Origin of the sequence: Lacrimispora sanguinis, assembly GCF_044987295.1 — a bacterium.
Classification (GTDB): domain Bacteria; phylum Bacillota; class Clostridia; order Lachnospirales; family Lachnospiraceae; genus Lacrimispora; species Lacrimispora celerecrescens_B.
Genome location: NZ_CP173277.1, coordinates 4,417,945 through 4,436,167, shown reverse-complemented (window position 1 = coordinate 4,436,167; position 18,223 = coordinate 4,417,945). Strand labels below are relative to the sequence as shown.

Annotated in this window: 15 protein-coding genes; 1 reads left to right on the top strand and 14 read right to left on the bottom strand. The window is 46.5% G+C overall.

Annotated elements, in window-relative coordinates; all coding sequences use genetic code 11:
* Positions 1-64 precede the first annotated feature (64 nt).
* On the top strand, positions 65-973 hold the full coding sequence (locus tag ACHZES_RS20605) for a radical SAM protein (RefSeq protein WP_395546455.1): 909 nt from the start codon (positions 65-67) through the stop codon (positions 971-973).
* 631 nt (positions 974-1,604) lie between these two features.
* Here ACHZES_RS20605 and ACHZES_RS20600 read toward each other — a convergent pair.
* The 14 genes from ACHZES_RS20600 to ACHZES_RS20535 form a co-directional block, all read right to left on the bottom strand.
* Positions 1,605-3,794 (bottom strand): methyl-accepting chemotaxis protein, encoded by a 2,190-nt coding sequence (locus ACHZES_RS20600; RefSeq protein WP_395546454.1) that lies wholly within the window; start codon positions 3,792-3,794, stop codon positions 1,605-1,607.
* Positions 3,795-3,941: 147 nt separating this feature from the next.
* Positions 3,942-5,822: an ATP-dependent zinc metalloprotease FtsH gene (ftsH, locus tag ACHZES_RS20595; RefSeq protein ID WP_395546453.1), complete on the bottom strand. Its 1,881-nt coding sequence runs from the start codon at positions 5,820-5,822 to the stop codon at positions 3,942-3,944.
* 21 nt (positions 5,823-5,843) lie between these two features.
* Positions 5,844-6,347 carry a flavodoxin family protein BilS gene (bilS, locus tag ACHZES_RS20590; protein ID WP_038277255.1) on the bottom strand — a complete coding sequence of 168 codons (504 nt, stop codon included), beginning with the start codon at positions 6,345-6,347 and terminating at the stop codon, positions 5,844-5,846.
* A gap of 188 nt (positions 6,348-6,535) precedes the next feature.
* Positions 6,536-7,813, bottom strand: a complete 1,278-nt coding sequence (gene hemL, locus ACHZES_RS20585; protein ID WP_395546452.1) for a glutamate-1-semialdehyde 2,1-aminomutase — start codon at positions 7,811-7,813, stop codon at positions 6,536-6,538.
* 55 nt (positions 7,814-7,868) lie between these two features.
* Complete coding sequence (locus ACHZES_RS20580; protein ID WP_395546451.1) at positions 7,869-8,681, bottom strand: class I SAM-dependent methyltransferase; 813 nt, start codon at positions 8,679-8,681, stop codon at positions 7,869-7,871.
* A 15-nt stretch (positions 8,682-8,696) separates the two neighbouring features.
* Positions 8,697-10,205: a uroporphyrinogen-III C-methyltransferase gene (gene cobA, locus ACHZES_RS20575; protein ID WP_395546449.1), complete on the bottom strand. Its 1,509-nt coding sequence runs from the start codon at positions 10,203-10,205 to the stop codon at positions 8,697-8,699.
* Positions 10,206-10,218: 13 nt separating this feature from the next.
* A complete protein-coding gene (gene hemC / locus ACHZES_RS20570) occupies positions 10,219-11,121 on the bottom strand; it encodes a hydroxymethylbilane synthase (RefSeq protein WP_395546448.1) in 903 nt (300 codons plus the stop codon).
* Entirely contained in the window at positions 11,111-11,749 is a 639-nt protein-coding gene (locus ACHZES_RS20565; protein ID WP_154523352.1) for a bifunctional precorrin-2 dehydrogenase/sirohydrochlorin ferrochelatase, read from the bottom strand. Before ACHZES_RS20565 ends, hemC begins: the two co-directional genes overlap by 11 nt.
* Before the next feature lie 2 nt (positions 11,750-11,751).
* A complete protein-coding gene (gene hemA, locus ACHZES_RS20560) occupies positions 11,752-12,903 on the bottom strand; it encodes a glutamyl-tRNA reductase (protein WP_395546446.1) in 1,152 nt (383 codons plus the stop codon).
* Positions 12,904-13,107: 204 nt separating this feature from the next.
* Complete coding sequence (locus ACHZES_RS20555) at positions 13,108-14,220, bottom strand: Ldh family oxidoreductase (RefSeq protein ID WP_395546445.1); 1,113 nt, start codon at positions 14,218-14,220, stop codon at positions 13,108-13,110.
* Positions 14,221-14,319: 99 nt separating this feature from the next.
* Entirely contained in the window at positions 14,320-14,877 is a 558-nt protein-coding gene (locus ACHZES_RS20550; protein ID WP_038277241.1) for a Fe-S-containing hydro-lyase, read from the bottom strand.
* Positions 14,878-14,968: 91 nt separating this feature from the next.
* Positions 14,969-15,811, bottom strand: a complete 843-nt coding sequence (locus ACHZES_RS20545) for a fumarate hydratase (RefSeq protein ID WP_395546444.1) — start codon at positions 15,809-15,811, stop codon at positions 14,969-14,971.
* Between the two features lie 113 nt (positions 15,812-15,924).
* Positions 15,925-17,526, bottom strand: a complete 1,602-nt coding sequence (locus ACHZES_RS20540; protein WP_395546443.1) for an FAD-dependent oxidoreductase — start codon at positions 17,524-17,526, stop codon at positions 15,925-15,927.
* Between the two features lie 11 nt (positions 17,527-17,537).
* Positions 17,538-18,212 (bottom strand): 4Fe-4S dicluster domain-containing protein, encoded by a 675-nt coding sequence (locus tag ACHZES_RS20535; protein WP_038277236.1) that lies wholly within the window; start codon positions 18,210-18,212, stop codon positions 17,538-17,540.
* Between the last annotated feature and the right edge of the window lie 11 nt (positions 18,213-18,223).

The window sequence follows — 18,223 nt, the reverse complement described above, 5'->3', positions numbered from 1 at the left end:
TTCCGTATTTTGTTTAATATATTAATGTAAAAAAGTGACTTTGTCAATATTAGGAGTTTCTCAAATGAACCTTGATCATATCTATGAATCCTGCAGCCTCTGCCCCAGAAACTGCAGGATAAACCGCCATGTAAGCACAGGTTTTTGCGGATGCGGCGATACAATAAAAGCGGCCCGGGCCGCACTCCACCACTGGGAGGAGCCCTGTATCAGCGGAAGCCGGGGAAGCGGTACCGTTTTTTTTTCCGGCTGTACCCTGGGCTGCTGCTTTTGTCAGAATTATGCCATCAGCCAGGAGAATTTCGGAAAGGAAATTACTAGCAAAGAGCTGGCCCAGATTTTCTTAAGGCTTCAGGAAGAAGGTGCCCACAACATTAATCTGGTTACCGCCACGCAGTATCTCCCCTCCGTTTTAAAGGCATTGTATCTTATAAAATCAAAGCTTTCCATTCCTGTGGTTTATAACTGCGGTGGATATGAATCGGAAGATATCATAAAGGAGCTGGCCCCATACATCGATATATGGCTTCCTGATTTAAAATATTTTAGTTCGGACCTATCCTTACGCTACAGCAAAGCTTCCGATTATTTTGATGCTGCCTCAAAGGCTATAAAACAAATGATACGCCAGACCGGGGCTCCCCAGTTTGATTCGGATGGGGTCCTTATGAAAAAGGGAGTCATCATACGCCATATGGTACTTCCAGGTGCTTACAAAGATTCAATCCGCCTGCTTCACTGGATGAAGGATGAATTGCCGGTTGGAATGTATTACATCAGTCTTTTGAGCCAGTATACCCCATTCTACCGGAGTGAAAGTTTTCCGGAAATCAACCGGAGAATTACTTCTTATGAATATGGAAAAGTGGTGGATGAAGCCATCAGACTTGGGTTGGATCAGGGATTTATGCAGGAAAAAAGCAGCGCTAAAGAAGAATACACGCCGCCCTTTAATTTGGAAGGGATCTTTTAATAAAAAACAGATAGAAACGGATACCGATTTAGATTTTATACCATCGATACCCGTTTCTATATTATTACTTCCATTGGTCTTAATACCTCGTTTCTCTCTCATGTCTGTTTCTTTGTACATGGTACACGTTCCTCAGCATGATCTATATTAATTTTTCCGCTCCCCGTTGTTATACACCAGATTCATGGGCTTTGCTCTACAGTTACTCGTCATGAATTCGCTCTATTCTCATGATTGATTTATCATTGCTTCAAAGATTGGCTTTTAACATCGGCAGATTGGTTTTTCCTTTGCTTCATTTATTGTTATAAACGAAGCCAGACGATATGTTCTGGTGGACTGTACCTCCTTTCGTTAGATTGGATTACTTTTTGTTATGGCTTTATTATAGCGTACAAGTTCCTATTTGTCAATACTGTTTTACTCATTTTTACATATTATTTGTCAATTTTTAAATTGTATGCAATTATTTAGAATTTATATTATTTTTTGTCATATTATTTAATAATATATTTTTGCTTTAATTCAAAAATTATATACTTTTTGTCTATAAACAAAAAGAAACAGAGTTTAAGAACTGCTTCACTTAACTCTGTTTCCATGGTTTTTTATTAAATGATCTATGTATCCTCTATTCCTCTCTTAAGCGGAAGCTCTTTACCAGTTCACGCAAAAGCTGGGCCTGCTGGGATAGTTCTTCACTGGAAGCCGCGCTTTCTTCCGCAGCCGCCGCATTGTTCTGAACCACAGAAGAGATTCTTCCAAGTTCCTTTGTCACGTCTTCTACTGCCCTTGCTTCCTGAGAGGCTATGTTTGATATGGTATCCACAGAATCCACTGCCAGAGCGGAATCCTCCAAAACCTTCATCATGGACTGAACGGTCTCATCCAATATCTCGTTGCCCTTTTCCACCGCATTTATAGAATCCCTGATTAATGCTGTGGTGTTCTTCGCTGCTTCAGAGCTCTTTGCAGCCAGATTCCGTACTTCACCGGCAACCACTGCGAATCCTCTTCCAGACTCTCCTGCCCTTGCAGCCTCTATCGCAGCATTTAATGCCAGGATATTGGTCTGGAATGCAATGTCTTCAATTACCTTGATGATCTTACCGATCTCACCGGAAGAGGCATGAATTTCATTCATGGCATTGGAAAGGTTCTGCATGGACATGTCGCAGTTTACCACTTCTGTGCCGGTCATCTGAACCTGTAAGGAAACCTCTCCTGCTTTTTCAGCCAGACGTCTTACTTTATCTGCAACCTGGCTGATGGAACCGGATAACATTTCAACGGTTCTTTCCTGCTCCTCCGCACCGTTTGCCAGTAGCTGGGAACCGCTTGCAACCTGTCCGGAGCTTACCGCTACCTGGGCTGCTGCCTGGTTGACTTCATTCATTACTGAATTTAAATTCATTACGATTTGCTTTACCGCTTTTTCAAGCTGGGAAAAGTCTCCCTTAAGACCCAGTTCCACATCTAAGTCCAAATGGTTATCCGCAACTTCCTTCAGGGTAAAGGAAATGCGGTCAATTACCTCTTTTAAGTTAACAGTCATTCGTTCAAAGGAAGCTGCCACAAGGCCGATTTCATCGTTTGATTCCACATCAATTAAGACACTTAAATCCCCTTCCGCAATCTGCCCGGCAGCCGCAACGATCTTATGGATCGGTTTTAACTGCCTTCTTATGATAAATGCGATGATAAAAAGAATAACGATCATGGCAATGATGGAAATAACGATCATCAAAGATGACATCCGGTCTGCTTCCCGGTTCATATCTCTGGCTTCCACCGCCGTAACGGAATACCAGCTGGAGCCATTTAGCTGAATTGGCTCAAAGAAGTAATAGGTATCTCCTTTTTTACCTGGATCCACGGTATAAAAGTCGGATCCTGAGGCAATTCCGGTATTTATCTTCTCTCTGCATGTCCCGCTGTTTACGAAATCAGAAACACTGGTTCCAACGAGACCGCTTCCCGTGCTTTCTGAAATGATTGTACCAGTTTCATTTAAAATGAAGGTTTGCATGCTTGGGTAGGAAGAACCTGCCGTTTTCATCTGGCTGAAACGATCCAAATCCACATCAATTGCAACCACGCACAGCACTCTGTCGTTGACGATCACAGGCACCGCCATGGTAATGATCATCATTCCATTTGATTCATATGGAAGTGTTATGATCTGAGCCTTTTCTTCCATCACCTTTATGAAATAATCCGAAGAAGAGTAATCCTCATACAGCCCGCAGTCCTTAACCGCTCCATCCTTGCCGGCAAACAGGCCATAACTTCTGGCCGCAGAACTCATGGCATACTGTTCAAACAGAATACCGGCTCCTACAATATCTTTGGAATAGAGAACCGTGGACTTGATGGTCGTCAGCATGTAATCTTCCATTTTCATACCATAGCCGTCCAAAGTGACTTTATCAAATACCTGGCTCTTATACAGCGGTTCGGCCGAAGGTCCTGACTTAATCCTCAGTCCCTGGAGGACCTTTCGGTTAGCCGTTGAATTCTCAAGATAATACGTAATATTGTCTGATACCTGCCTTGCCTCATCAAGTGTCTGCTGAATTACCTTTCCGTTCTCAGATGCCAAAGTCTTTAGCTCCCTGAAAGCTGACTGCTTCATGGCGTCTTTTGTCATTCTTGAAGTAAATCCGATCAAAGCTGTAAAAACAACTACCAGCATGACTCCTGCGATGAATGCAATCCTGGTTGAAAGTTTAAATTTCCCTGCCCCCTTATTCTTTAACCATGATATCCCTCTGTTTCTTAAACCACGCTTCCTCCATTTACTCAAAAACTGTACCTTCATTGTATAATCCCCCTCTGTAAGTTACAACCTTTACGGGGATTATACCATAATCTACCAAAATGTAAAACAATTTTTCATTTTTTTTGTAACATTTTTACAATTAATTTATGACCACCAGGCAGGCAAACACTCTTTCCAAAAGTTTGCCTATTCACTTTCCTTGTTTTCAGCGGAATCAAATCCTGCGATTTTCATAAACTCTTCTCCTGTTATGGTTTCCCGTTCCAGAAGATATTCTGCGATCTCATGGAGCTTTGATTCATTGTCCTTAAGTATATTTAAGGCCTTCTGGTGCTGCTCCTTTACAATTCTGATTACCGTATCATCGATCTGCTTTGCAGTTTCAGGGGAACAGGCAAGGGTGGTGTCTCCGCCCAGATACTGGTTGGTCACGGTCTCAAGGGCCACCATATCAAACTCATCGCTCATGCCGTAGCGGGTAACCATAGCCCTGGCAATCCTGGTGGCTTGTTCGATATCATTGGAAGCACCGCTGGTGACCGTATCAAATACCAGCTCTTCTGCCGCTCTTCCTCCGGTAAAGGTGGCGATCTTACTTAAGGCAGCCTCCTTTGTCAACAGGTGGCGTTCTTCTTCATCCACCTGCATGGTATAACCCAGTGCGCCGGAAGTTCTTGGAATAATGGTGATCTTATGAACAGGCGCCGAATGGTTCTGGCAGGCAGCGACCAGCGCATGCCCTACCTCATGATAGGCAATGATCTTCCTTTCCTTGGAATTGACAGAGGCGTCCTTTTTCTGGTATCCGGCAATTACAACCTCTACGCTTTCCTCTAAATCTCTCTGAGTTACGGTCTTTCTTCCCAGCCGGACTGCCCTGAGCGCCGCCTCATTTACGATGTTTGCAAGCTCCGCGCCGCTGGACCCGGCCGTGGCAAGTGCTATTCCGCGAAAATCTACATCATCGGAAAGTTTTACATTTTTTCCGTGGACCTTTAATATGGCTTCACGGCCATTAAGATCAGGAAGCTCAACAGGGATCCTGCGGTCAAACCGGCCCGGCCTTAAAAGGGCTTTATCCAGAGAATCCGGACGGTTGGTGGCAGCCAATATGACAACACCTTTCTTTCCATCAAATCCATCCATTTCAGCTAAAAGCTGGTTTAAAGTCTGTTCCCGCTCGTCATTTCCACTAAAACCGCCTCCGTCACGTTTTTTACCTATGGTATCAATCTCATCAATAAATACGATACAGGGGGCCTTTTCATTGGCCTGCTTAAATAAGTCCCTGACCTTTGCCGCACCCATACCCACAAACATTTCCACGAATTCGGAACCTGATATGGAAAAAAACGGAACATGTGCTTCCCCTGCAACCGCTCTGGCAAGAAGTGTCTTACCGGTTCCGGGAGGGCCTACTAACAGGGCACCCTTGGGAAGGGAGGCGCCGATATCCGCATATTTCTGAGGATTATGAAGAAAGTCCACAATCTCCTTTAACGCTTCCTTTGCCTCCTCCTGGCCTGCCACATCCCGGAAGGTCTTCCCGGTCTCGGATTCCGCATAAATCTTCGGATTTGATTTACCAAAGGTCATGGCATTTCCGCCGCCCATCCTCTTTTGTATCTGCCCGGACAGAAAATTCCCCAGGAATACAAAGATCAGGATCGGAATGATCCATGTGAGCAAAAAGGAAAGCAAGGGGGACATCTGCTCTACAATCGCCTTTTCAAAGGAAACGTCATGGGCTCTCAGCAGTTCGGTAAGTGTTTCATCCTGCCACAGGCCGGTCTTATATACATCGTACACAGGCTTGCCTTCCCAGTCCTTTTTACCGGTATCGGATTTAAACTGGATCTCCGTTTCCGTCTTTGCAACTGCCTGAACTTTCCCCTGGTCCACCATATCAAGAAACGTGCTGTAGGGAACCTCAGTCACGGACTTGGATTGGATCCAGGGAACCGTCAATGCATTGAACAATATCATAACTAATAAAACAATTACGTAATAAAATATAAACGGTTTTTTCTGATTTTTTTGTGAATTGCCATCATCTTTCAAACCCATAATGCTCCTCCTTTTCTTTTGTTACTCTCTGAGGACCGATTTTACAAATTCTTCCGCGTCCTTAAAATCCTGTTCGTTGGGATGCAGCATCCCATCTTCATATGCGGATATCATGGCCCTGATCTGGGGAGTATCGTGGATCGCCTGCATCTGCCTGTACTTTTCAAGAATCTGGGGAGCCATCTTTCCACCGCACATAAAGCAGCCAAGATATTCATTATCATCAGGCAGGAATACAGAAACCTGCTTTTCCACCTGTTTAAAATATTCTTTATTTCCAGAAAGCCCGCAGGTTCCAAACAAAGCCACCCGTTTGCCGTGGAGATCCGAAAGAAGGTCAAGCACTTCTGTTTTACAGGTTCCGCGGTTATTCCAGAATCCTACAAAATAAGTATCTGCTTCTTCTCCGTGCAGTTCCTCCAGACTGACAATATCCTTGGATTTCCCGGGAAGGGTTTCAAATATTTTCATAGCTACCTTCTGAGTATTTCCAGTATTACTTGTATATACAACTAAATAGTCCATACATTCAGCCTCCTATGAGATTAAAATATACCAAATCTAGCTATTTATCAAGCGATTGCGGAAAATGTTAATACAATTTATGTAACTTTTAGAATCTATATGGTAAAATGCACGGTTATCCCTTTAAAAATTGAAAAAGCTTTGGAACTGCTGTTACCCAGCTATTCCAAAGCTTTATTTTACCGTTTTTAGGAAATAATTCCGGCTGCCGCCTTTATGATGCCGCAGGTTTTTTCAATATCCTCATCCGTATGTGCCGCAGAAAGAAACAAAATTTCAAACTGAGATGGAGCCGTGTAAATACCATGCTCCAATAGATAATGAAAATAAGTACCATACTTAACCGTGTCGGAAGCCAGAGCTGTATCATAATCCACCACCTGGTCTTTTGTGAAAAACACGCTGAAAAGAGAACCAGCCTGATTCACCCAGGTTTCCGGAAGAGTTTCCTTCAATGCTTTTACAAGCTTTCCTGCCTTTTCTTCCAGAGTGGGATAGATTTCCGGCTTCTCCATCAGGGTCTTAATGGTTGCGATTCCGGCTGCCGTTGCAATAGGATTGCCGGAAAGGGTTCCGGCCTGGTAAACCTTACCCAAAGGAGAAACCACCTCCATGATCTCCTTTTTTCCTCCATACACTCCCATGGGCATTCCTCCGCCCGCAATCTTACCGAGGGCTGTCATATCAGGAACAACACCGTAATATCCCTGCGCTCCTCCAAGCCCCATACGAAATCCGGTAATGACCTCATCAAAGATGAGAACCGCTCCATACTTTGCCGTGATTTCCCTTAAAAATTCCAGAAAACCAGGCTTTGGCGGAACAAGCCCCATATTGGCTGCCACCGGCTCCACCACGAGTGCTCCGATTTCATCGGGAAAGTCCGAAAACAGCTTTTTGACAGAATCCTCATCATTATACCTGGCTAATAAGGTGTGTTCGATATAGGAGGCCGGTACACCGGCACTGTCCGGTGCAGATTCCGTCAATGCACCGGATCCAGCCTTAACCAAAAGTCCGTCGGAATGTCCATGATAGCAGCCAATAAACTTAACAATCTTATCTCTTCCCGTATAGCCTCTTGCCGCGCGGATCGCACTCATGACCGCTTCTGTTCCTGAACTTACCATACGCATCATTTCCATGGAAGGCATACACTCCCTGATAAGCGTTCCCAGAACCAGTTCCTTTCTGGTAGGCGCACCAAAAGATAAGCCGTCAAGACAGGCCTCTCTCACCGCATCCACTACCGGTCCATAGGCGTGCCCAAGAATGGATGGTCCCCATGAATTCACGTAATCAATGTATTCATTTCCATCCTCATCGTAAATATGAGAGCCTGACGCCCGTTTTACAAAGACCGGCACTCCTCCCACGGAGCCAAAAGCACGAACCGGGCTGTTGACCCCGCCCGGGAAATACTCCCTTGATTCTTCAAATAATACTTTGGATTCTTCTATTTTCATTCTAACTGACTCCTTTCCAATCCGGCAGACAGGTTTCGTTACCGGTTAAACATGATTATTTAATCCCCAGGCGCATGCGATAACAAAAGTCCACTTCCATCGTATCACCGGCAAACAATCGCTGTATCGTCTCAACGTATTCATCCAGGGGACTCTTAATTAGATGAGGCTTATATTTTATGATACTCTGGAGTCCGCTTTGACTTAAAGTCATGCTGATCAATCGTTTGGCATCACAAAGCTCCCTGTTTGCAAAAACAATTTCTCTTTGATAACGAAAATAGCCGCTTTTTTCGATATTAGACAAATGTTTATTTTTATCCCATCTGATATAAGCATCCTTCAAATCCTTATGTTCGTCCTCCAGGCAGCTGACTTTATAAAATAGTTGCTTGTGGGCGACTTCAGCCTCCCATTTGCAGACAGGAGGCCAGTCGTAATCGACCGTAGCAAATATGCCGCCAGCCTTTAGGATGCGGTTTACTTCTGCCAGAGTTAATTCCGGGTTCATCCAATGAAAGGACTGGGAACATATTGCAACATCAGCACAATCACTGCTTAAACCTGCCTCATGGGCAAAAGCCTTCTTAAACGAAATGGCTTTGTCTGTTTTTTTATTGGCAATCCGGAACATATCATCACTTGGTTCAATACCGATGACGGCCTCACAATGGTCTTTCCATGCAGTGGTTGATAAGCCTGAACCGCAGCCTAAGTCAACGACAATACCTGCTTTTTTATTTAAATATTTCGTTATGATTTCGATCGGATATTCCGGCATTTCCGGCCTGGCCTGATCATAGACATCCACAAATCCTAAAAACCGATTCTTATTCTTCAATTCTGCATTCTTTATTGATGTATCCAATGAATCATCTCCTACTTACTCTTTCAAGTCCCGACAAATGGCTTCCGTTAATCCCTGAATGCTGTAAACCCCGGCAATGATATCTGCCTTTCTCCCATGCTCTATAAGGGCTTTTGCTGTAATGTCCCCGATGCAGACCACTTTAAGGCCTTCCAGTGCTTCCTTTATCTCCTCATCTGCCTCCCGGAAGAAGGCTTCTACGCCGGAAGCGCTTGAAAAGGTCAGATAGTCCAAATTCTTTAAAGCTTCCGCCCTTCTCACCGACTCCAGACCTGCTATGGCCACATCATAGAGCGCAATGTCATCATAAGAGACTCCGGTTTCATCAAGAATCTCATTCAGTTCCTTAGATCCCCTCAAGGACCTGGGGATCAAAAGCCTGTCTTTTCCTGAAATCAAGCCTTTTAAGCCTGCCGCCAGATCTTGTACCTGATATTTCTCCGGAATGTAATCCGCAGAAAAACCGTGCCGCAGCAGTTCATCGGCTGTTCCCCTTCCGACCGCGGCAAATTTTACATGACCCACAGAACGGTAATCATACCCCCATTCCATAAGCCCACGGAAAAATTCCCTTACTCCATTGGCGCTGGTAAATACGATCCAAGTGTAGGACGGCAGCTTTTTATATGCTTCCTTCATTTCCTCTCCCTTTCGGTGGGATTCCACCAAAAGGCTTAAAATGTTTTCCGAAATTCCTCCCAGAGATTCCAGCTGTTTTCTCAGCCTTCCTGTAAAGGAGTCTGTTCCTGTTACTCCAATCCGGCATCCCTCCAGGGGCTGTTTTAACGTAGCCGAAAAGTCAAGGGAAGCCACCTCTCCCACTACAATAATGGCAGGGCTTTCTATTCCGGCCTCCAGCACCTTTTCCTCAATATTCTCTATGGTCCCGCGGACGGTTCTCTCTCCGGGAAGAGTTCCGTTTTGAATGACCGCAGCCGGCGTCTCCCCTGGTTTTCCCTGGTTTAAAAGACCCTTTACGATGAGGGATAAGTTATGAAGTCCCATAAGAAAAACCAATGTGCCGGAAAGTCTGGCAAATTCATTAAAGTCAGCCGGAAGTGATCCTTCTTCTGAAAGAGTGTGTCCGGTCATAACATGAAAGCTTCTGCTGACCGCCCGGTGGGTTACCGGGATCCCGGCACTTGCCAGGGCTGCGACCGCAGAGGTAACCCCTGAAACTACCTCATAAGGGATCCCGGCATCAGAAAGAGCCATGATCTCTTCCCCTGCTCTGCCAAACACAAAGGGATCCCCTCCCTTTAGCCTCACAACCGAAAGGCCTTCCCTTGCCAGTTCTACCAGAAGCTGATTAATTTCCTCCTGCTTCATGGAATGACACCCGGAGCGTTTTCCTACATAGATTTTCCGGCATTGCTCCGGTACCTCATCAAGAAGACGGGGAGAAAGAAGGGAATCATAAACCACTGCGTCGCATATCCGCAGCCTTGATAACCCTTTTTCAGTAATGAGCCCCGGATCTCCGGGACCTGCCCCTACCAGATAGACGACTCCTGTTTCCTTCATAGCATCCTCCTTATTACGCAAGACCATCGGCGGCCAGCCGCGCCAGCCTGTCAAGTTCCCCGATTTCTCCCCAAAGATGAATCCGCTTGATTTCTTCCCCTCTTCTGCTGATTCCAAGAATTTCCATATCCCCGCCTTTGATTCTGGAATACACGCCGATGGGTTCATGACAGCCGGCATTTAAATGCCTTAATATTTTCCGTTCTAAAGAAAGGCACATCCTGGCTTCTTCATCCTCAATATGCTTTACCACCGCTTCAAGACCGGAATCCAGTCGTCCTTCCACTGCTAGTATCCCCTGGCCTCCGGCTGGAATAAAGGTCTCACAATCAAAACAATGGTAATCATACCGACTATCTTCCCAAAGTCCCAGCCGCTTTAATCCGGCAGCTGCCAATAGAATGCCGTCATAAGAGCCTTCCATGAGTTTTGAAAGCCTGGTCTGTACATTTCCTCTTAGATTCTCGCAGCGAACCAAAGCTCCCGGCCACATGGCCGTTCCAATCTCTTCTATCTGAATCTTCCTTCTTAAGCTGGAGGTTCCGATTATGATTTCCTTTTTTCCGGAAAGATCGCTGGAAGCAGGTGTCACCAGTACATCCCTGGGATCTCCCCGCTCTAAAACTGCCACAATTCCCAGTCCCTCTTCCAGCTCCATGGGCAGATCTTTGGCGCTGTGGACTGCGAAATCAATCTCACCACGCAAAAGGGCCTGCTCAAATTCCGTTACAAACACGCCCTTTCCTCCAAATTCCAAAAGCGGCTTGTCAAGAATCCGGTCTCCTTCTGTCTGCTTTAATACCAATTCTGCCGACAGACCGGTACCTGTCCTTTTAAGAGCCTCAGCTACCAGGTTTGCCTGGGCTACGGCCAAAGCGCTTTTTCTTGTTCCAATGCGAATGGTATTACTTCTCATGCTCCGCCAGCTTCCTTTCTATCAGTTCTTCTGCCTGTTCTCTGGTATATTTTCCCTGGCGGATCCCCTCTTCTGTCATAGTACTAAAGATTGACCTTCTGACATGGTGGGAATTCACCCGTTCTCTTACCATTTCCCTATAAGAGCCTAGCTGATTAGCCAGGCCGCCAAGTCCCTTTGGAATGGCTTCCTTAAGCTTCTCTTTTAGATAATGGGCAAGGGCCGGAGCGCTTCCTCCCGTGGAAATCCCCACCGTGATCCCCCCATCTTTTATAAGAGCCGGAAAGATAAAACTGCACTCCTCCTGAATGTCTGCCACATTGACCGGAATCTTCCGTTCCCTGCACCAGTTGGATATCTGCCGGTTTAATCCTTCATCGGAAGTTGCTGCTATTACAAAATCCATGTTCTCCAGATCGGATTCTTCAAATTCCCGGCATCTCCATGTGAGCTTTCCCCAACTCTCCTTTATCAGCCGTTCCATCTCGGAAGTCACCTGGGGAGATACAACAATAATATCCGGGCCATAATCCATAAGTGTCAAAGCCTTGCGGCAGGCGACCGTTCCTCCGCCTGCAATCAAGCACCCTTTCCCCTCAATATCAACAAAAAATGGGAAATAAGCCATGGTCATCCCTCCTTAATCCAGCTTTCCAGGCCATCCAGGGTTTTAAGTACCACCTTTAACTCCTCACTAGATACATGATCCCGGATTTCAAAAAGAAGCGTATCCAGACGTTTTCCCGCAAATGCTTTCTTAAGCTCTTCCATTCTCCGGATATATGGATGGAACACCACCTCCTTGATGGCTCCATCTAAGTCCTCTTCCATAATCACGTTTGCCCGGTCCAGTTCCTTTAATTTTATTTCCGTGTTATTTTTTGAAAGTGTTTCAAAATAGTCGATGTTATAAAGAGTCAGCCCTTCCACTTCCTCAATCTTAGGGTCCATGTCCACAGGAACGGCCACATCCATAAACAGCCTCCTTTTTCCCGGAGTTACTTGCTCTGACAGTTCTTCACAGGTTACCGTGTAATGAGGGCCCGAAGTGGCACTGATAACAATGTCCATCTCATCCATGTACTGATAGCGGTCTCTGTAATCCACAACCTTTACCCGGTCCCCCTTTACCTCCATCGTCAGATCGGACTTATGGCTTCTGACTGTGCCGGTGACATGGATTCCAGGCTTGCTTAATATATTTTTTGTTATCGTGTTTCCCATTTTACCGGTCATGCCGATCACCATTACATTCTTTTCTCCGCCCTCTTTTTCAAAGCGGAACACCTCATTGGCTACTAAAGTTGCAATGGAGAGAGGCGTCCTGGATAAATTAGTATCCGTCTTGATCCGTTTCGCACAGGCAAACGCCCTTTGGAACAGCACATTCATTTCGTAATCCACCGCTCCCTGATTCTTAGAAATCTCATAGGCCGATTTTACCTGCCCTAATATCTCATCTTCTCCAAGAACCATGGAATCAAATCCGCAGGCAACCTTAAATAAATGTCCGATGGCACTTTCCCCGCTGTAGATATTTAAGTATTTCAGCAGCTCCTCCAACCGGATTCCTTTAAAATCAGCAGCTTCCCGCTGTAGTTCCCCGATTGCTTGCTTAGTTCCTGAAACATAAATCTCACTTCGGTTACAGGTGCAAAGCACAACTACACCGGTCACCGCTTCTTTCTTCATCAGCCGTTCTACAAATTCTACCTTCTCTTCTTCGCAAAAGGCGAACCGTTCCCGGATATTCACAGAAGCCTTTTTATGGCTTACACTCATACAATACATCATTCTTCCAGCTTTCTTAATCCTTAGAATCAGTTAATAAAAACTCCTACCTATTCTAACATAGGAAGACAGAAAAGAGCAACCAGACATTCAAGGGTCCATCGGTTTAAGCAAAAATGTCCCCTTCCAGGCAAACGAGTTTTACTATTACACTCATCTGCCTGAAAGGGGCAAATAATCAAATGGCAATACTTTTTATTCAAATGGGAACCGGTACTGGCTTAGTCCCAGTTCATCCCTGATCTTAATAAGCTCTTTCTGCACTGCATCATTGATCGGCACTCCGCTGTTTTTGCGCTCCTGCCATACCAGATACTCCTTTTCACCTGCCGTATAAATGTGGTCTTCCCCTGGAGCTTTGACAGAACCGCGAAGATCCCGAAGAATATCGCCGCATGTCTTTTTAAAGGAATCCAGGCCCATAAAGGCTTCCGTATCAATGGCAATGAAGAAGTGGCCTAAGTGGAAGGGAACCTTTTCTCCCTTTTCCCCAATGCCGGTTAAAGCTCTTAAGAAATTACCCTGCTGCAAAGCTGCGGAAAGAATTTCAACCACAGTTGCATAGCCGTATCCCTTGTAACCTGCCAGTTCTTCACCGATTCCGCCTAAAGGTGCAAGGGCCGCTTTTCCTGTATTTAAGTCCGAAAGAATCTGGTCTGAATTCGTCTGAGGCTGGCCATCCCGTCCGATTACCATCCCGGAAGGAGTGGACTTGCCGATACGGGAATAGTATTCGATTCTGCCTCTCTGGGTGATGGAAGTCGCACAGTCCAGCACAAAGGGGAATTCTTCATCCGTAGGCATACCAAAGGTAAGAGGGTTTGTTCCCAGCATATTTTCCACTCCAAAGGTAGGAGCGATGGAAGGCCTTGCGTTGGTTCCTGTAATTCCGATACAGCCTGCCTGGGAAGCCATGGTCGCATAATAGCCTGCAATGCCGTAGTGGGTGGAATTGCGGGCAACCACCATGCCCATGCCATATTCTTTGGCTTTCTCAATGGCCATATTCATGGATTTTACGCCGATTACCTGGCCCATGCCGTCATGGCCGTCTACTACTGCTGTGGTTTTTGTTTCCTTTACTATCTCAAAATTTGTTACCGGGTTCTGGATACCTGCTTTGATACGGTCTAGATAAATGGGCTTAAAGCGGTTTACCCCATGTGATTCAATTCCCCTCTTGTCAGACTCCAGCAATACAGCCGCACAGACTTTCGCATCTTCTTCCGGAATCCCATACCCCTTAAATGCATCCACTACAAAATCCGTAATTGTCTTCCAATCCACAATGTTTGTTTTGGTTCCCATAATTACCTCCTGTATTTTTTAATTTATTTAAAAACATTAGTTCCTATATAACAGAAACCGCTGTTTTTTCATCAATAGGCAGCTGCCATGTCACTTCTATCATTTTCTTGACTTTAAATAAGCATTTTTCCCATCTTCATAGAGATTATTTCCTTCACAGTCAATAACAACCACCAAAGGCATTTCTTCTACATAAAGTCTGCACAAAGCTTCTGCTCCCAAATCCTCATAAGCGATGGGTTCCAGCTTTTTGATGCATTTGGCAAGCAACGCTCCTGCTCCCCCGATGGCGCCAAAATAAACACCGTCATACTTCTTTATGGCTTCCACCACGTCCGGCTGCCTGGCTCCTTTTCCTATCATTCCCCTGGCTCCAACAGATATCATAGTAGGAGCATAGGCGTCCATCCGGCCGCTGGTAGTAGGGCCCGCGGACCCAATTACCTGACCCGGCTTTGCAGGCGTAGGACCCACGTAATAAATCGTGGCATCCATGGGATCAAAGGGCAGCTTTTCCCCTTTTGCAAGGGTCTCACACATACGCTTATGCCCGGCGTCCCTGGAAGTGTAGATATCACCGGTCAGATAAACCGTATCTCCTGCGTGAAGGGTTTTAGACAATTCTCTTGTCAAAGGCAGTGTAATATGCTTTATCATTTTTATCTCCAATCCGCCGCTGACGCCTGCGGCACGAAAAAGTAAGGAACAGCGGCGTGCGTCTTTCACCGTTTGAGTCTTTCTAAAACATTCAGACTACTTCCGTTTTATGGCGTGTCACATGACAGTTGATATTGATGGCACAGGGCATGCCTGCGATATGGGTAGGCATGGTTTCAATGTTTACTCCAATGGCAGTGGTCTTTCCGCCAAAGCCCTGGGGACCGATTCCCAGAAGGTTGATCTTTTCCAGCATCTCTTTTTCCAGATCCGCATAGTAAGGATCCGGATTGGAGGAATCCAAATCTCTCATCAAAGCCTTTTTCGCCAATAGGGCTGCCTTGTCAAAGCTGCCTCCAATCCCTACGCCCACTACAACGGGAGGACAGGGATTGGGACCTGCGGCGGATACGGTTTCCAGAATAAAATCCTTGATTCCCTGGAGACCCGCTGAAGGCTTGAACATGCGGAGTGCGCTCATGTTCTCGCTTCCAAAGCCTTTGGGTCCTACCGTAATTTTCACCTGGTCTCCCGGAAAGATTTCCGTATAGATTAAAGCCGGAGTGTTATCCCCTGTATTTCCTCGCCTTACCGGGTCTTTTACGACGGATTTTCTTAAAAATCCCTTTTCGTAGCCTCTGCGCACGCCTTCATTGATTGCTTCAGTCAAGTCCCCGTCCACAAGGTGGACATCCTGGCCGATCTCCAGAAACACACAGGCCATGCCCGTATCCTGACAGATGGGAACATCTTCCCTTTCTGCAATTTCAAAGTTCTCAATAATATTGTCAAGAACCCCGGCGGCAATGTCCCAGTCCTCACAGGCACGGCAGGTTTTGATTGCCTTCTTCACATCTTCCGGTAAGTACTGATTTGCATCAATGCACAGCTTTTCTACTACATCGATCAATGTCTTTACTGATATTTCTCTCATATTTCCTCCTTCTTGCCCATGCTTTTTGGGCAGAGCCTGCCCCAGGGTAAGCGCCCCTCTAAAGCGCGAATCCCGAGGGCATATAGGTATCCCCGCAGGGGGCTTCCTCCTTCTTATAGCTGCCCCGCTGTTCTGGCATACTTTGGCAAAAGCAGCGGGGAAATTTTATCCGTGACAATACCGGCCCTTTGGCACTCCTCTTCCATCTCTCTGATATGTGCCAAAGTAAGCTTCCCTGTATGTATGTCTTTCACGCGTCTGGCCGCACATGTTCCGGCATTGCGGCCAAAAACAATAATATCCAGAAGAGAATTCCCCATAAGACGGTTCCTTCCGTGAATCCCTCCCACCGCTTCTCCTGCCACAAATAAATTCTCTATGGTGCTCTGGCAATCCGCGCCGATCTCGATTCCGCCGTTTTGGTAATGAAGGGTAGGATAGATCAATATAGGGGTTTTTCTCATATCGATTTCATATTTTAAATACATTCGCAGCATTCCGGGAAGACGCTTTTCCAGAGTTCCTTTCCCATGAATCAAATCGATCATGGGAGTATCCAGCCAGATCCCCTTCCCAAGTGGAGTGACAACCCCTTTCCCGTTTGCACACTCTCTGATAATGGAGGCGGCGGACACATCTCTGGTCTCCAAGGGGTGCATGAAAGCCTCTCCTCCGGCATTGACCAGCATGGCGCCTAGGGAACGGACCTTTTCTGTGACCAGAGCCCCATAAATCTGTTCCGGAAAAGCCACCCCCGTGGGATGGTACTGAAGGGTGTCCTGGTAGAGAAGCTTTGCCCCTGCCCGGTAAGCCAAAACCAGGCCGTCGGCCGTGGCCCCGTAGTGGTTGGAGGTAGGAAATCCCTGATAGTGGAGCCGTCCTGCTCCCCCTGTGGCCAGGATTACGGTTTTTGCCCTGGCTGTTAAAAGCTCTCCTGTTTCCATATTCATAAGAACTGCTCCCGCCGCTCTTCCCTCCTCATCTAAAATGAGTTCAATGGCAGAGGTATAATCAGCTAAGGAAATCGGGAGGTTTAATACTTCATCCCGGAGCACTCTCATGATCTCCGCACCCGTATAGTCAGCCGCAGCGTGCATCCGCTTTCTGGAAGTGCCGCCCCCGTGAGTGGTGATCATGTTCCCGTCTTTGTCCTTGTCAAACATCACTCCCAGCTCATTTAACCATTTAAGGGCCCCCGGAGCTTCCATGACCAGTTTCTTTAAAAGCTGGGGACGGTTGGCAAAATGTCCTCCTCCCAGGGCGTCTAAGTAGTGGATCTGGGGGGAATCATTCTCTTTGTCAGCAGCCTGGATTCCGCCTTCCGCCATCATGGTGTTGGCATCCCCCAGACGGAGCTTCGTGACGATCAATACCTCTGCTCCTGCCCTAGAAGCCTCAATGGCAGCTGCACTGCCTGCTCCCCCTCCCCCGATGATCAGAACGTCCGTATCATAATCCGGAGATGATAAATCCACATCAGTGTCTTTGATCCGGCTCCTGGCCTGCAAAAGGACTCCCAGTTCTCTGGGCACCTTTTCTCCCTTATTAGGACCTGCCTTCAGTATGGCAAACTCTTCCTCTTTATAATCCGGATGATAGGCTTTCAGCAGCTTTTCCTTTTCTTCGGCCGTCATTCTCCTGGGCTCAGTCTCCATCCGCTCTTTTCTGGTGGCCTCGACCTTTTTTACGGAATCCATCATCTTGGCTGTAAACATGTCTATTCCTCCTACTTTTCGATTTCCCTGGTATTATAAAGGTTTTTCAGTTCTTCCAGGGGTTTTGCCATGATCGCTTCGATCAACTCCGTAAAATCACCAGCCTCCACCTCTCTTACCCGGTTGGTTAAGTGCCTTGCCTCCGGAGCCAGATATTTTCCGGTGATCCGCCTGGCTAAAAGACCCACCTGGGGATGGGAAATCCCGGCTGGACACCTGGATGAACAGATTCCGCACATTACACAGTCAAAGGACTCTTCGGCACATTTTTCCAATTCCCCCCTCTGGGCATATGCGATATACTGCATGGTGTCCAGGCCCTGGGGACAGCTCTTGGTACAGGCCGCACACCCGATGCATTTGTAGATTTCCGGATACAGCTCCATCATGACCTGTTCATTGACCGGAACTTCATTTATGTCATAAACCTCTTTTACCAGAGGGAAAAAGGGAAGGGTGGCTACATACATATTTTCCCGGACCTGGGTCTGGCAGGCCAGGCAGGTCTTTAATTCCCTGTCTCCCTTGATTCGGTAAATCGTGGCACAGGCTCCGCAGAAGCCGCACCTGCAGCCGCAGCCCCGCACAAGCTGGTATCCTGCGTACTCCATTGCTCCCATTATGGTTAAGTTGGACGGAACCGTGTATTTTTTACCGAACAGATAAACAGTAATCATGTCATTCATTGGTCAACCTC

Bases quoted from the DNA above. Each gene is read 5' to 3' on its own strand.
- ACHZES_RS20605 (WP_395546455.1), top strand. From the start codon at position 65: ATGAACCTTGATCATATCTATGAATCCTGCAGCCTCTGCCCCAGAAAC.
- ACHZES_RS20600 (WP_395546454.1), bottom strand. From the start codon at position 3,794: ATGAAGGTACAGTTTTTGAGTAAATGGAGGAAGCGTGGTTTAAGAAAC.
- ftsH (WP_395546453.1), bottom strand. From the start codon at position 5,822: ATGGGTTTGAAAGATGATGGCAATTCACAAAAAAATCAGAAAAAACCG.
- bilS (WP_038277255.1), bottom strand. From the start codon at position 6,347: ATGGACTATTTAGTTGTATATACAAGTAATACTGGAAATACTCAGAAG.
- hemL (WP_395546452.1), bottom strand. From the start codon at position 7,813: ATGAAAATAGAAGAATCCAAAGTATTATTTGAAGAATCAAGGGAGTAT.
- cobA (WP_395546449.1), bottom strand. From the start codon at position 10,205: ATGAAGGAAACAGGAGTCGTCTATCTGGTAGGGGCAGGTCCCGGAGAT.
- hemC (WP_395546448.1), bottom strand. From the start codon at position 11,121: ATGAGAAGTAATACCATTCGCATTGGAACAAGAAAAAGCGCTTTGGCC.
- ACHZES_RS20565 (WP_154523352.1), bottom strand. From the start codon at position 11,749: ATGGCTTATTTCCCATTTTTTGTTGATATTGAGGGGAAAGGGTGCTTG.
- hemA (WP_395546446.1), bottom strand. From the start codon at position 12,903: ATGAGTGTAAGCCATAAAAAGGCTTCTGTGAATATCCGGGAACGGTTC.
- ACHZES_RS20555 (WP_395546445.1), bottom strand. From the start codon at position 14,220: ATGGGAACCAAAACAAACATTGTGGATTGGAAGACAATTACGGATTTT.
- ACHZES_RS20550 (WP_038277241.1), bottom strand. From the start codon at position 14,877: ATGATAAAGCATATTACACTGCCTTTGACAAGAGAATTGTCTAAAACC.
- ACHZES_RS20545 (WP_395546444.1), bottom strand. From the start codon at position 15,811: ATGAGAGAAATATCAGTAAAGACATTGATCGATGTAGTAGAAAAGCTG.
- ACHZES_RS20540 (WP_395546443.1), bottom strand. From the start codon at position 17,526: ATGTTTACAGCCAAGATGATGGATTCCGTAAAAAAGGTCGAGGCCACC.
- ACHZES_RS20535 (WP_038277236.1), bottom strand. From the start codon at position 18,212: ATGAATGACATGATTACTGTTTATCTGTTCGGTAAAAAATACACGGTT.